At 60.0% G+C, this 13,091-nt stretch carries 11 protein-coding genes, 1 tRNA gene and 1 pseudogene; 9 read left to right on the top strand and 4 right to left on the bottom strand.

The window, feature by feature from the left end; translation table 11 throughout:
• The first annotated feature begins 506 nt into the window (after window positions 1–506).
• From JQ575_RS42150 to JQ575_RS42140, 3 genes are all read left to right on the top strand, one after another.
• On the top strand, window positions 507–2,000 hold the full coding sequence (locus JQ575_RS42150; protein WP_212039042.1) for an MFS transporter: 1,494 nt from the start codon (window positions 507–509) through the stop codon (window positions 1,998–2,000).
• A gap of 27 nt (window positions 2,001–2,027) precedes the next feature.
• Window positions 2,028–2,843, top strand: a complete 816-nt coding sequence (gene otsB, locus JQ575_RS42145) for a trehalose-phosphatase (protein WP_409364891.1) — start codon at window positions 2,028–2,030, stop codon at window positions 2,841–2,843.
• A 208-nt stretch (window positions 2,844–3,051) separates the two neighbouring features.
• On the top strand, window positions 3,052–4,512 hold the full coding sequence (locus JQ575_RS42140) for a trehalose-6-phosphate synthase (protein WP_212039040.1): 1,461 nt from the start codon (window positions 3,052–3,054) through the stop codon (window positions 4,510–4,512).
• A gap of 17 nt (window positions 4,513–4,529) precedes the next feature.
• Here JQ575_RS42140 and JQ575_RS42135 read toward each other — a convergent pair whose 3' ends face one another.
• On the bottom strand, window positions 4,530–4,802 hold the full coding sequence (locus JQ575_RS42135; protein WP_409364890.1) for a hypothetical protein: 273 nt from the start codon (window positions 4,800–4,802) through the stop codon (window positions 4,530–4,532).
• Between the two features lie 266 nt (window positions 4,803–5,068).
• Between JQ575_RS42135 and JQ575_RS42130 the strand changes: the two genes are divergently transcribed.
• A tRNA-Ser gene (locus JQ575_RS42130) sits at window positions 5,069–5,158 on the top strand.
• Between the two features lie 447 nt (window positions 5,159–5,605).
• Here the strand turns inward: JQ575_RS42130 and JQ575_RS42125 are convergent.
• Window positions 5,606–6,646 (bottom strand): hypothetical protein, encoded by a 1,041-nt coding sequence (locus tag JQ575_RS42125; protein WP_212039043.1) that lies wholly within the window; start codon window positions 6,644–6,646, stop codon window positions 5,606–5,608.
• A complete protein-coding gene (locus JQ575_RS46810; protein WP_409364889.1) occupies window positions 6,535–6,888 on the bottom strand; it encodes an SIR2 family protein in 354 nt (117 codons plus the stop codon). The genes JQ575_RS42125 and JQ575_RS46810 overlap by 112 nt, the downstream gene beginning before the upstream one ends.
• Before the next feature lie 117 nt (window positions 6,889–7,005).
• On the opposite strand from JQ575_RS46810, the pseudogene JQ575_RS42115 reads away from it, so the two are divergent.
• From JQ575_RS42115 to JQ575_RS42095, 5 genes and pseudogenes are all read left to right on the top strand, one after another.
• Window positions 7,006–8,082: pseudogene (locus tag JQ575_RS42115) on the top strand (tetratricopeptide repeat protein); the annotation flags it as partial.
• Between the two features lie 438 nt (window positions 8,083–8,520).
• Complete coding sequence (gene soxC / locus JQ575_RS42110) at window positions 8,521–9,792, top strand: sulfite dehydrogenase (RefSeq protein WP_212039036.1); 1,272 nt, start codon at window positions 8,521–8,523, stop codon at window positions 9,790–9,792.
• Window positions 9,779–10,318: a c-type cytochrome gene (locus JQ575_RS42105; protein WP_212039035.1), complete on the top strand. Its 540-nt coding sequence runs from the start codon at window positions 9,779–9,781 to the stop codon at window positions 10,316–10,318. Before soxC ends, JQ575_RS42105 begins: the two co-directional genes overlap by 14 nt.
• 380 nt (window positions 10,319–10,698) lie before the next feature.
• Window positions 10,699–11,937, top strand: a complete 1,239-nt coding sequence (locus tag JQ575_RS42100) for a vanadium-dependent haloperoxidase (RefSeq protein WP_212039034.1) — start codon at window positions 10,699–10,701, stop codon at window positions 11,935–11,937.
• A 169-nt stretch (window positions 11,938–12,106) separates the two neighbouring features.
• Window positions 12,107–12,259 carry a hypothetical protein gene (locus JQ575_RS42095; protein WP_212039033.1) on the top strand — a complete coding sequence of 51 codons (153 nt, stop codon included), beginning with the start codon at window positions 12,107–12,109 and terminating at the stop codon, window positions 12,257–12,259.
• Window positions 12,260–12,481: 222 nt separating this feature from the next.
• Here the strand turns inward: JQ575_RS42095 and JQ575_RS42090 are convergent.
• The coding region (locus tag JQ575_RS42090; RefSeq protein ID WP_212039032.1) for a caspase family protein at window positions 12,482–13,091 on the bottom strand (610 nt) is incomplete at its 5' end.

The following is a 13,091-nucleotide window of genomic DNA, read 5'->3' as shown; positions in this document are numbered from 1 at the left end:
GAGATCACGGCATAAGCCGTAAAGCCATTGCGCAGGGAAGGCCGGGTGTTCTCCGCTGCCCTGTATGCTCGTGTGCATTTTGTTTTGTGCAAACCGCACGCGAGACCGCGGGTGCAGCGCGCACCCGGTCTTCCCTGCGCCCTCATTTTCGAGGGCAAGGAGATTTCTGGCAAACCTCGGGCGTATCAGGCCGCGAGAACGCGCAGTCATGTCTAACCGTCATTCCGGGGCGCGCGAAGCGCGAGCCCGGAATCCATTGAGACTCACAGTAGGTCGTGAAATGAATTCCGGGCCTGCGCCAAGTGGCGCATCCCGGAATGACGAAAAAAGCGAGCAATGACGTGGGAACCGCGGTGCTATATCCGCACGGCTCCCCTGCCGCAATGCGGGAACCATGGCACCACGCGGACGTTGTCTCCCGTGGCGGGCATCACGTCTGCCTTAATTCGGGCCAAAGAACCTTGGGGCTGGGGCGTTCCGGGTGTTTTTTCATTGGTTCAATTCCCATGGGTGTGCAGCTGACAGGGAAACGTTCGGCAGCGAATGATCCCGCCGCCGCAGCCGTGCGGCAGGATAATGATCGCGTCATCGAAACGTCCATTCCGGCGCGGCTCGACGATTTGCGCTGGAGCGGATTTCATACCCGCGTCGTGCTGGCGCTCGGGATCACCTGGATTTTGGATGGGCTGGAAGTCACGCTGGCCGGCGCCTTGTCCGGTGCGTTGAAGGAAAGCCCGACGCTTCGGTTCTCGAATTTCGATGTCGGATTGGCCAATAGCGCCTATCTCGCCGGCGCCGTGCTCGGTGCGCTTGGCTTTGGCTGGCTGACCGACCGGATCGGCCGCAAGAAACTGTTCTTCATCACGCTCGCGGTCTATCTTACGGCGACCGCGGCAACCGCGTTTTCATGGAGCGTGGGAAGTTATGCGCTCTTTAGATTCCTGACCGGTGCCGGGATCGGCGGCGAATACACCGCGATCAATTCGACGATCCAGGAACTGGTGCCGGCGCGCTATCGCGGCTGGACCGATCTAGTGATCAACGGCAGCTTCTGGATCGGGGCGGCGCTCGGCGCGGTCTGCGCGATCGTGCTGCTCGATCCGGCGTGGTTCGGCCCCGATATGGGCTGGCGGCTCGCCTACATGACCGGCGCCGTCCTCGGCCTTGTCGTGTTCGTGATGCGGATGTGGATTCCGGAAAGCCCGCGCTGGCTGATGATCCACGGCCGTCCCGATGAGGCACACGCGATCGTGGATGCAATCGAGAAGTCGGCGGGGCAGGTACGGGATGAGACGAAGGGAGGCTTGCCGAAGATCAGATTGCGGATGCGCAGCCATACGCCGCTGCGCGAAGTCGCGCACACCCTGTTGACGGTCTATCGCCAGCGTTCGATGGTTGGCCTCGTGCTGATGGTCGCGCAGGCGTTCTTCTACAACGCGATCTTCTTCACCTTCGCGCTGATCCTGACAGATTTCTTCGGCATTCCGGCCAACCATGTCGGCTGGTATATCCTCCCGTTCGCGGCGGGTAATTTTCTCGGTCCGCTGCTGCTGGGCCGATTGTTCGACACGCTGGGCCGCCGCAAGATGATCACGCTGACCTATGGCGTGTCGGGCGTATTGCTGGCGCTGTCGGGCTATCTGTTCTCGATCGGAGCCCTGACCGCGCAGACGCAGACGATCGCCTGGATGGTGATCTTCTTCTTTGCCTCGCCCGCGGCGAGTGCGGCGTATCTCACCGTCAGCGAGACGTTCCCGCTGGAGGTGCGCGCGCTCGCGATCGCGCTGTTTTATGCGATCGGCACCGGAATTGGCGGCGTAATTGGGCCCGCTTTGTTTGGTGTGTTGATCGATACCGGATCGCGCACGAGTGTTTTCGCCGGCTACCTGTTGGGGTCGGCATTGATGATCATTGCGGCAGCCGTGGCGTGGCGCTACGCCGTCGCCGCCGAGCGCAAGTCGCTCGAAACTGTCGCACCACCGCTAGCCTTTGTGGAGTAGGATGAGATGAACGAGGATCTGTTGGAAATGCCATTGGACGATGAGATCGTTGGCGAGGAGGAAGGTGCGCCGGAAACCGTTCCGGTGCCGCGCTCGCTGGTGCCGCATTTGAGCGAAACCGCTATTTTGCTCGATATCGACGGCACGCTGCTCGAGTTGATGCCGACGCCGCGCGAGGTCTGGGTACCGCCGGGGCTGTCGAAGACGCTGAACCGGCTGTTGGCTCGCACCAACGGTGCGCTGGCGCTCGTCAGCGGCCGCTCGCTCAACGATATCGACTTGATCTTCGCGCCGGAGCAATACCCGGCCGTCGGCGGCCATGGCGCGGAAATGCGCATCGATCCCGACAACGAATCGGTCGACTCCCACGCGCCGCCGATGGACAGGGAATTGAAGCGCCGCCTTGCGGCGATTGCCAAGCTCAGCCCGGGAATACTGCTGGAAGACAAGGGCTATTCACTGGCGCTGCATTATCGCCTGGCGCCGCATGCGGAGAAGGCGATCTACGCGGCGGTGTCGCTTATCCGCGCCGATTTGCCGAACGCGCCGATCGAGATACTGCCGGGCAAATGCGTCTGCGAGATCAAGCATTCCGGTTTCACCAAGGCGACCGGCGTGCGCGAGCTGATGACGCGTGAACCGTTCAAGGGCCGCCGTCCGCTCTTCATCGGCGATGACGTCACCGACGAAACGGTGTTTGGCATCATGCCTGATTACGATGGTCTCGCATTCTCTGTCGGCCGCCGCGCGCAAGGGGTGCAGGGACATTTCGATTCGCCGAGCGATGTTAGGGAGTTTCTATCGCATCTGCTCGACGACGAAAGAGACGCGGCGTTGCCATGATCGGCGCACGATTTTACAAATCGCGCCGGTTTTAGAACACAGTTCCCTGACGCATCACCATCATCTCGCGAAAAATTTTCTTTTTCGTGAGTTCAGGTGAGTTCCGTCCGCGCCAGCCCGAATTTGGTTTCAATTCGTTGAAAGGTTGGCCAGGAACCATATTGATGAATGGTTGTTAATTCGCGAGTGCAGCAACAGGAGGGGACCTGTGAACCTCGTCGTCGTCTCGAACCGCGTTGCGCGCGGAAAGCCCAATGAACCCATGACCGGAGGCCTCGCGGCGGCTTTATTGCCGGTTGTCGAGAAGTCCGGGGCGATTTGGGTCGGTTCCAGCGGTCGCGTCCGTGACGGGAACCTGAAGGAACCTTTCGCCGAAATCGAAGCATTGGGCGCGGGCGCGCTTGCGATGCTCGATCTGCCGGCGGCGCATTACGGCGGATACTACGAGGGCTTTGCGAACTCGGCGCTGTGGCCGGCGCTGCATTCCCGCGCCGATCTGATTCGCGCCTCCCAGGACGATTACATCAGCTATCGCGAAGTGAACGCCTTCATGGCGCGCGCATTGCTGCGCTTCAAAAAGCCGGACTCCGCGTTCTGGGTTCAGGACTATCATTTTCTCGCGCTCGGCGCCGAGCTGCGCGATCTCGGCGTGACACAGCCGATCGGATTCTTCCTGCATACGCCGTGGCCGACGCGCTCGGTGATATCAGGCGTGCCGCACCATCGCGATCTGATCGAGGCGATGCTGGCCTACGATCTCATCGGCTTCCAGACCGAAGAGGATTGCGAGAATTTCCTTGCTTACGCGCAGTCAGATCTCGGCCTCGCCGTGCAGGACGGCGTCGTCGTCTCGCGCCATGGCCGGACGCGCGCCGCGGTATTCCCGATCGGAATCGATCCGCAGAAATTCGCCCAGCAGGCCGCCAAGGCCATGACGCATCCGGATGTGTCGCGGCTGCGGCGCAGCCTGAATGGCGAGAAGCTCGCGATTGGTGTCGACCGGCTGGATTATTCCAAGGGCTTGATCAACCGCATCAAGGCGTTCGACCGGATGTGGACGCTGCATCCTCAGCTCTTGCGCACCGTGTCGCTGTTGCAGATCGCGACCCCGTCGCGCGGCGCGATCGAAGCCTATGGCAATCTGCAGAGCGATGTCGCGAGACTCGTCAGCGACGTCAACGGTATCCACGGCGAAGTCGACTGGACGCCGATCCGCTATCTCAACAAGGGCTTTGGCCAGGCTGTGCTCGCGGGGCTTTACCGCACCGCGCAGGTCGGCGTGGTGACGCCGCTGCAGGACGGCATGAATCTGGTCGCCAAGGAATATGTCGCCGCCCAGAATCCCGCCGACCCCGGCGTGCTGGTGCTGTCGAAATTCGCTGGCGCCGCCAACGAACTCGACACCGCCTTGCTGGTGAATCCGCACGATATCGACGGCATGGCCCGCACCATCGCGACCGCGCTCTCGATGCCGCTGGCCGAACGGCGGATGCGCTGGGAGGCGATGATGGAAAAGCTGCGCGGCGGCACGATCCAGCAATGGTTTGCCGATTTCATCGACGCGCTGCAGGAAAGCCAGCTCGATAGTGGCCCTTTGGAACCTGTGCCGGCTGATGCGCCGACCCGGTTGCCGCTACGCTCCGTCAATAACGGCGCGCGGTATCATTAGAGACTTCCACGAACAGCTCAGTAGCAATAGGAAACGCCATCCAGCACCGGACAGCGTGCCCGGCGCGGATCGCTCGGATTCTCCATCGGCACCACGCCGTTGCCCTTGCCGACGAACACGCCTTTTCCGACGATGACAGACGATTTGTTGCCGATGATGACGCTCGGATGCGGCGAGGCCAGGCTCGAGCGCGTGCCGTCGGCCCAGATGATCGCTTCCCCCGAAAGGATGCCGCGCCTTCCGTCGTCGCAACTCACATCGACGCCCTGACGGGTGCAGGATTGCGCCATGGCGGGGGCCGCCGCGCCGGCGACCAGCGCCGCTGTCAGGGTGACGAATGAAAGCGCTCGCGTGATCATCATGCCGTTCTCCGCCCATGGTTGCCCTATGGTCGTCGGCGATAACCTGATTCCGGTTCAAGGCCCAGCGCGAAGCGGTTGCCCCGGCTGACATTAGGGGCAAATTATCCAATAAATTCAGACAATTGGGGAAATTTCAGCGCGCGTGCGCGCGGTCCCTTGCAAAATGTGTCCTGCCCCTTCAAGAGAGGGCCTCCGGAGAGATGGCCGAGTGGCTTAAGGCGCACGCTTGGAAAGCGTGTGTGCGGGAAACCGTACCGTGGGTTCGAATCCCACTCTCTCCGCCATATGTAGTTGAATTTACTGTGTTTTTTCGTATATTTATAGTGGAGCCCCCGGATCGACCCCCGGATCGGCTTCCCCGTACGGTGGCTGAAGCCGGACCCGACGGAGCGCTGGTATTTGCCCTTGGGGCATAAAACTTAAGGAGTTTGGGACGCTCCGAGCCGGAGTTTTGGTTCAGGGCACCAGTCTTCGGTTTTCCTTCGTCGCGGTTTCTTGGATGAGGCGTCGCAGCCTCCGATCCCGCAGAGCAAAAAAATCACCTTCCACGGGTGTTTAAAACAGGCTTACGAGAGTGTCCGCCACAATACGATTAAACATTATTACAATTAGTTACCTAAATTCTTCCAATCTACATACACCTGAACATGCACCTCGGAGAACGGACACGTTCGTTCGCCCGAACCACGAGGCGAGGATGGCGTTCCCTACGGGGATGCGAACCGTCGAGATCAGGCACCACGCCGGCGCAAATACTCCGTCAACCGTTGAAATCTTGGGTCCGCTTTCAGATGAGATTTGGCTGCACATATAGCATCCAGGCATTGCCTAAGTTCACCGGGTGCCCACGGTTGATCAGCCAAGATAATGTCCAGTAATCGAAGCGCCGCTTCAGGAAATTGGCTGCATAATCCAGACTCATGCAATCGGTGCAAAACGTAGTGTGGGTGTTCGCTCGGCTGCAGCCAATCCGCGACGAAAGTGAGGGCCGCGGGAAATTCAGCGCCCGCCGCAATGCTGAGCAAGGCTAATGATTCGCTGATGCCCTTGGAGGCAAGGTCCCGAGACTTAGGCCAAATTTGTTGCCAGAACGGTTGCACCCTGTTCTTCCAATAGTCCTCCCGTTGGTCGCCCGCGCCTCCGAGTGCTTGCGAAAGCGTCCGCGCGACTTCCTGCAAACCATCCGGAGGCAGCGCGCCAATTGCGTTTTGGAAATCCGCTGACGAGTAACCCTCTACAGGGTCCAACGCCGCATAAGTGAGAAATGCCGCGAACTGACGGCCATGGCTCCCCAAGTCCGCGTAGTGGTGCGCGGTGGAAAGAAATTGGACTTTAAATGCAACCAAGAGAGGACGATACAATCTGGGCGACCAGAGAAATCCTTCCCAGACTGCCCTGGCTTCAACTGAACTGCCTGCCCAGTCAAAATATGGCAGCAGGTTCTTCTCGGTCCAAATGCGATCTACTCGAAAAAGTGCAATCAGTCGTGAGGCCAGAAATACGCGTCCATGCCGAAATTCCTCGTTCTTGGCGCTGCACATCAGCGTAAAAAATGACGCGATGTCACTTGGCAACAAGTCGTTGTCGCTTGGCTGCCTTCGAAACCAATAATTTAACAAAGCCTGAGCGACATCTCCAACCGGATGGTTGAGCGCGGCAGTCACAAAGTCGGTGCGCGCATCGTCACCTTCGCTGACGTTCTCACTTTGCTCAGAGGGCAACTCAAGAATGCGCTGACAAAGATTGAACAAGATGGACTCATGACGATCCATTCCCACTCAATAGTTTTAGTGCGTTCATGGCCGGGCCTATAATCGCCGAGCGCATAGGCTTGTGGGGTGATTTCGCCTTGCATGCGATCTGCCGCAAGTGCATCCATCATGTACCGCAGCACCGGATCATTGATGCTGTACCCCACAAAGCAGACTACATAATTCCTAAATAGCTCGCTGACAAAGCGAGACGCCCACCGTTCGGTAAGGTAAGCAAGGCCAAAATCGCCGCTGGTTAGCACCAGTCGATGCAAAGCGTTATCGTCCGGTTTCTCGGGAAGTAATGCCTCTAACCAATCGAGCGCAGGTGCAGGATTGAACTCTGCAAAGCGCTTAGCTGGTAGCCCAGACTCATGGGATTCGTCATCGCCCGAAACTCGAGCTTCGCCTACAAGGGGCGCGCCGTCGATGTGAAGCAGATCGGGCGCGAGCTTGGGGTGCGCTACGTGTTAGAAGGTAGCGTCCGCAAGGCGGGCAACCGGTTGCGCATCACGGGACAGCTTGTCGATACCGCCACTGGGGCGCATCTCTGGGCGGAACGGTTTGATGGCGGGCTTAGCGACGTCTTCGATCTGCAGGACAAGGTGACCGAGAGCGTTGTCGGGGCGATCGCACCAGCGGTGGAAAAAGCCGAGATCCAGCGTGCGAAGCGCAAGCCTACCGAAAGTTTCGACGCCTATACCGTCTATTTGCGCGGTCTGGCCGAGCTTTATCGGTTTACCAGCCGGCAAGCGAATGAGGAGGCATTGCGCCTGTTCAATAGCGCAATTGAGCTCGACCCGGATTTCGCGTCCGCGTACGGCCGTGCCGCCTCTTGCTATGCCTATGCCAAGGGCATCGACTGGATTCCAGACACTGCGAACGATATTGCCGAAGTGATCAGGCTCGCTAAGCGTGCGATCGAGTTGGACAAGGATGACGCGGTCGCGCTCGCCGCCAGCGGGTGGGCGCTAGCGTATAGCGCTCACGATCTTGAGCTGGGCGCCGCCTTAATCGATCGCGCGCTTGTGCTCAATTCCAACTTGGCCGAGGCTTGGTTTTTGAGCGGATGGGTGAAAACTTTTCTCGGGGAGCCTGAGCCGGCGCTCGAACGCTTCGTGCGCGCAATGCGCTTGAACCCACTTGATCCGCGGATGATGAGTATGCGAACCGGAACCGCGTATGCACATTTCCTCTTAGGCCGCTATGACGAATCGATATCGTGGGCGGCAATGGCATTGCAGGATAATCCGGACTATCAGCCTGGTTTACGCATCTCCGCCGCAAGCAACGCAATGGCCGGACGATTGGAGCAAGCACATAAGGTAGTGGCTCGGCTGCGGCGACTCAATCCCGCGCTACGTGTTTCCCATCTCAAAGATGCGGTGCCCTATCGGCGGGTCGAAGACCTCTCGCCGTATGGAGAAGGGTTGAGGAGAGCCGGGCTGCCTGAATGACCATCGAGTCTCACTCGGCCAAGTGAGAGTGCGACTTCCGCGATTGGCACTCTTGAGACTTGTGAGACTTGCCGATCGGCCCTGACATGTCCGTTTCCAGAGGGCAGCCGGAAGTCACCGGCGGAGGGCCAAACCGACGCTGATGACCCGGAACGGACGCGGACCGTTGGCTTTGACTGGATTATTTGTGCGACATCGTAGCCAATATGAAGGTCTTTTGGATGGGCGTGGGATCCTGTAATCTTCTTTAAAGCTGTTTTTCGAGACGGACGGGCCGACGTCTCCGTCTTCGCGACGAATGGCACCGGGAAATGCCGCCGGCGGGCATCGCACACTCAATAAGACCGACCATCTTTTTTGCTGGTTTATCACCGAGCATTCGCCGTGCGCATCGGCAGGCGAAATGCTTAATTTGACCGCAACGAGGAAGGGCTGCTCATGGTTAGAAAAACTCATCCCGAACCAGGCGATCCGGCGGCGGGTAATGGAATTCTAAGCCGCCGCATCTTTCTTGAAGGCGCGCTCGTTGCCAGTGCGACCGGCGCGGGCCTGTCCCGCGGATCGGCAGAACCGCTTACGGTGCAGCCATGGATGAAGGTGCCGGGTCCGGGATTTGCGGGCTACGGCCAGCCCTCACCGTTCGAGAGCAAGGTCATCAAAGTCTTTCCGCCGCCCCCCAACCCGGCCGGTGTCGGCGCGTCACGCACGCCGCTGCACATGCTCGAAGGAATGATCACGCCATCCGGGCTGCATTTCGAGCGTAGCCATTCCGGCGTCCCAGAAATCGATCCCGATCAACACCGACTGGTGATCCATGGACTTGTGAAGCGCCCGCTTGTGTTTACGGTCGAAGCGCTGTCGCGCTATCCGATGCAATCGCGCATCGCCTTCATCGAGTGTGGCGGCAACAGCCAGGCGCTCAACGCGCCTCAGGCGCAGCCGCTCAATGTGGCGGCTATTCACGGCCTGCTGGGGTGCTCGGAATGGACCGGCGTGCGGCTCTCCACGTTGCTCGACGAAGCCGGCATCGAACCTCAAGCGCGCTGGGTGATCGCCGAGGGCGCAGATGCTGCCGCCATGAGCCGCAGCATCCCACTCGCCAAGGCGATGGATGATGCGCTGCTCTGTCTCTATCAGAACGGCGAGCGAGTGCGGCCTTCGAATGGCTATCCGGTGCGGCTGCTGCTGCCTGGTTTCGAAGGCAACATGAACGTGAAGTGGCTGCGCCGGCTCAAGCTGACTGCCGACCCCGCCATGACCAAAGACGAAACATCGAAATACACGATCCTTCTCAAGGATGAAAAGGCCTGGCAGTTCGTATTCCCGATGGAAGTGAAATCCGTTATCACGCGTCCGTCACCGGGACTCAAGCTGAGGGGACCGGGATTTTACGAGATTTCCGGCCAGGCCTGGTCGGGCAACGGCAGCATCCGGCAGGTCGACGTGTCGGCCGACGGCGGACGAAGCTGGGCGCCGGCTGCTTTGCAGGGCCCGATCCTGCCAAAGGCGCCGGTGCGCTTCCGCGCAGCATGGCAATGGCACGGCGGTCCCGCCGTGCTGCAGAGTCGCGCCACCGACGACACGGGCATGGTGCAGCCCACGCGCGCGCAGTTCGGCGACGAGCGCGGCTTGCGTGGGGTCTACCACTACAACGCCATCGCAAGCTGGCGCATCGACGAGAAGGGGGAGGCTAGCAATGTTTACGTCTAAATCCATTGCAGTCTGCGTATCTGTGCTGACTAGCGCATCGGCAGCTCTGGCCCAATCCCCGCAGTTCGGGCGACCGATCGAGCCCGCCGACATCGCAGCGTGGGACATCAGCATCGGACCGGATGGTGCAGGTCTGCCGCCTGGTCGTGGCACCGCCATCGAGGGGGAAGCCATCTACGTAGCGAAATGCCAGGCTTGTCACGGCGATAAGGGAATCGGACCTAGTGTCGCGCTCGCTGGAGCGCTCGTCGGCGGCATGGGCACACTGGCACCGGACAAAACACCGATAAAGACTGTGGGAAGTTACTGGCCCTACGCAACAACACTGTTCGACTATGTACGTCGCGCAATGCCATTCCAAGAGTCGAAATCGCTCACCGCGGACGAAGTCTACGCGGTAACGGCCTATATCCTCGATCTCAACGGGATCGTCGGGTCGAACGATGTGATCGATGCGCAGTCGCTGCCCAAGGTGAGAATGCCGAACCGGGACGGGTTTATCCCGTTTCCGCGCAATCCGAAGTAGCTTAGGGGCCGGCCGTTGGTCCGCTCATGGCACTTTCCGGACGTGGAAGCACTGCCTGACGATGTCCGTTTAATGGGTTGAAGCAGACTTCGCACTTGTGTGAAGCGAGGTCTGAAAATGAGCTAAAGCGGACATTATGCGCAAGAGTCGTTTCGCGCCCCCGGGCCCCGTTAGCCCAATTTATGCGCTGCAGCGAGAGCAGCGCCACTTTCGGACGAAGCGGTAGAGTTATACAGAATTCGGTAGACAGCCAATCCAAAAGCCAAACAGCCAGGATGCGTCATCTCGACCAATAGTCCACGGCAGTGGAAAGAAGGAGACTGACCGTGCCCACCGTGTGGAGGGTCCGCATGTGTGGGCACCACAAAGGGAGGCGCAAAATGAGATCCGATTTGAAATTATCGGCTGCAACTTTGCTGCCGGGCATAGTCGCGGCAATGCTGTTGGCAGCACCCGCGCGCGCCGATGTAGTCACCGATTGGAACGTCATCACCAATGATCTGGTGGCGAACGACGTCGGCAACAATCCCAAACTCCGCACCTTGGCCATGGTGCATGTCGCCATGTCCGACGCGATCAACACGGTTCAGAATCGTTACACGCGCGTGGTCGCAACGCTTCCGGCCGCACCAAGCGCATCCGCAGAAGCCGCGGCCGCGGCGGCCGCGCAGCAGATCCTCACCCAGGTCTATCCGCAGCAGAAAGCCAAGATCGAAGAGGGCTACGCGGCATCGCTCAAGGCGATCCCAGAGGGGCCCGCAAAGACCGAAGGCATCAAGCTGGGTATGGAGGTGGCCGCCGCAGTCCAGGCCGACCGCGCCAACGACGGCACCAACGCTCCCGACACTTACAGGCCGCACGCTGCTCCCGGGGCCTACGTGCCGACGACGCTGCCGGCGTGGGAGCAATATGCGCGCGCGAAGCCATGGGTGCTCAACGGCGCCGACCAGTTCCGGCCCGGCCCGCCGCCGGCGCTGTCGAGCGCAGAGTGGGCCCGCGACTACAACGAGGTGAAGAGCCTCGGCGGCACCAAGAGCACGGCGCGCACTTCCGAGCAGACCGAAGCGGTAACATTTTGGGGCAACGTCAATTTCGGCCCTGCCCTGCAAGCGGCGGCGCGCGAGCTTGCGAAGACAAAGGAAATGCCGCTCGCTGAATGTGCGCGCCTCTTCGCGCTGCTCAACATGGGTCTGGCGAACGCCTACGTTCTCAATTGGGAGGCGAAGTACTACTACAATTTCTGGCGGCCCGTCACCGCTATCCGCAATGGCGACCAGGACGGCAACGAAGCCACCGAGCGCGATGCCGGCTGGACATCGTTCAATCCGACGCCGATGCATCCTGAATACCCGTCGCAGGCAACCTACAACGCCACCACCGCGGTAGCGGTCCTGGAATCGGTTTTCGGGCCGGTGAAGGCCATTCCGTTCACGGCGACCGATGTGCGGGATCCGAAGCGGACCCGGCAGTTCGCCAGCCTGGCCGATATGGCTGAGGAGCAGAAGAATGTCCGCGTCTGGGGTGGCGTGCACTATCGATTCGCGATCCGCGCCAGCGAGGATGTAGCCCCAAAGGCCACAGCCTACCTGATCCAGAATACGCTCAAGCCGGCCCGCTAATGTCGTAGCCCAAAACGTAATACCCCGGGCTCGTAATGCGAGTCCGGGTACTCATCAAAATCCCAACTTTGACGGCGAGCCAAAGTGAGCTGGTTGTAGCTATGAGCGCAGTCGCGATTGCCGACTGCTACGGGAAATTGCCCCAAAAATTTTCTGCATAGCACTTCTGATGAACCCCACGAACCCGAATTTCAAAATCGAAGAAGCGGATGCCGAAGCAGGGGCAAAGAAGCTGGGTCTGGAAACCGTCACTGTCAATGCCAGAAACGCAAGCGAAATGGAAACCGCATCCGAACAGTTAGTGCCAAGGCCCAAGCATTGACTACAGCAAGTGATCCGATCGTCTGCTCGCAGCCCTCTCGATAACTCCGTATTCACTCGCATCTTTGCGTTCAACCAACTAATCGGACCAGGGTCCGCTTTGGGTCGAAAGCTAAGCGCGCGCATACGATGCCCCCAACCTCACTTCCGCTTTCACGTGCGGTCCGGCAGCGTCTGAAGCTTTCTTCCGTTTCACCCGCCCTGCACCCGTCGATGCCCGACCTCACCGGTTGGCCGTTGCCGCTCTGCGGAAGTAGAAGGGCTCGCTCGGCAGCGAGCCATACACGAACGGTTCCTGCTGGCGCCCGGTCGCGGCCAGCACGTCGTCGCGAACGAAGCGGAACAGCATCGATATCTCTAAACCCGGCTGCTTCAATCGCTTGAGCAGCGCCTTCATGAACGGACTGTTACCGTCGTCCCCATCATGCGCCACTTGGCCGGCTTTCGCAGCATAAGCGATCATGGTACCACCTTCGGGCTCGACGCGCGCCAAGCCCGCCCCCAGCGAACGCGTGCTGTTAGTGAACCGCATCTGCGGTGCGAATGGATTATTGCGACAGGCGTCCAGGACGATCAGCCGCAAGCCCCGTACGCCCTCGATCGCGGCGCTTAGCTCATCGATCGAAACCGCTTCAAGGCGAACATCGCGATCGGTCTTGAATTGCGCATCTACAGGGGCGAGCCAATTGACGCCTCCCATCTCGAGCCCATGGCCGGCAAAATAGATCACAGCCCAGTCGGCCGTTTCGGCGTCCGCTGCGAATGCTCTCAGCGCCGCGAACATCTGTTCGCGCGAGAGATCGCGCAGGAGCGTCACCTTGCGGAAGCCAAGC

It is taken from the genome of Bradyrhizobium sp. JYMT SZCCT0428, assembly GCF_018131075.1.
In the GTDB taxonomy this organism is placed as follows: domain Bacteria; phylum Pseudomonadota; class Alphaproteobacteria; order Rhizobiales; family Xanthobacteraceae; genus Bradyrhizobium.
Note: the sequence above shows the minus strand (reverse complement) of the source record. Positions and strands in the feature narration are given on the sequence as shown.

Excerpts from the sequence above, each read along its gene's own strand:
- JQ575_RS42150 (WP_212039042.1), top strand. The coding sequence starts at position 507 with ATGGGTGTGCAGCTGACAGGGAAACGTTCGGCAGCGAATGATCCCGCC.
- otsB (WP_409364891.1), top strand. The coding sequence starts at position 2,028 with ATGCCATTGGACGATGAGATCGTTGGCGAGGAGGAAGGTGCGCCGGAA.
- JQ575_RS42135 (WP_409364890.1), bottom strand. The coding sequence starts at position 4,802 with ATGGCGCAATCCTGCACCCGTCAGGGCGTCGATGTGAGTTGCGACGAC.
- JQ575_RS42125 (WP_212039043.1), bottom strand. The coding sequence starts at position 6,646 with ATGGATCGTCATGAGTCCATCTTGTTCAATCTTTGTCAGCGCATTCTT.
- soxC (WP_212039036.1), top strand. The coding sequence starts at position 8,521 with ATGGTTAGAAAAACTCATCCCGAACCAGGCGATCCGGCGGCGGGTAAT.
- JQ575_RS42105 (WP_212039035.1), top strand. The coding sequence starts at position 9,779 with ATGTTTACGTCTAAATCCATTGCAGTCTGCGTATCTGTGCTGACTAGC.
- JQ575_RS42100 (WP_212039034.1), top strand. The coding sequence starts at position 10,699 with ATGAGATCCGATTTGAAATTATCGGCTGCAACTTTGCTGCCGGGCATA.
- JQ575_RS42095 (WP_212039033.1), top strand. The coding sequence starts at position 12,107 with ATGAACCCCACGAACCCGAATTTCAAAATCGAAGAAGCGGATGCCGAA.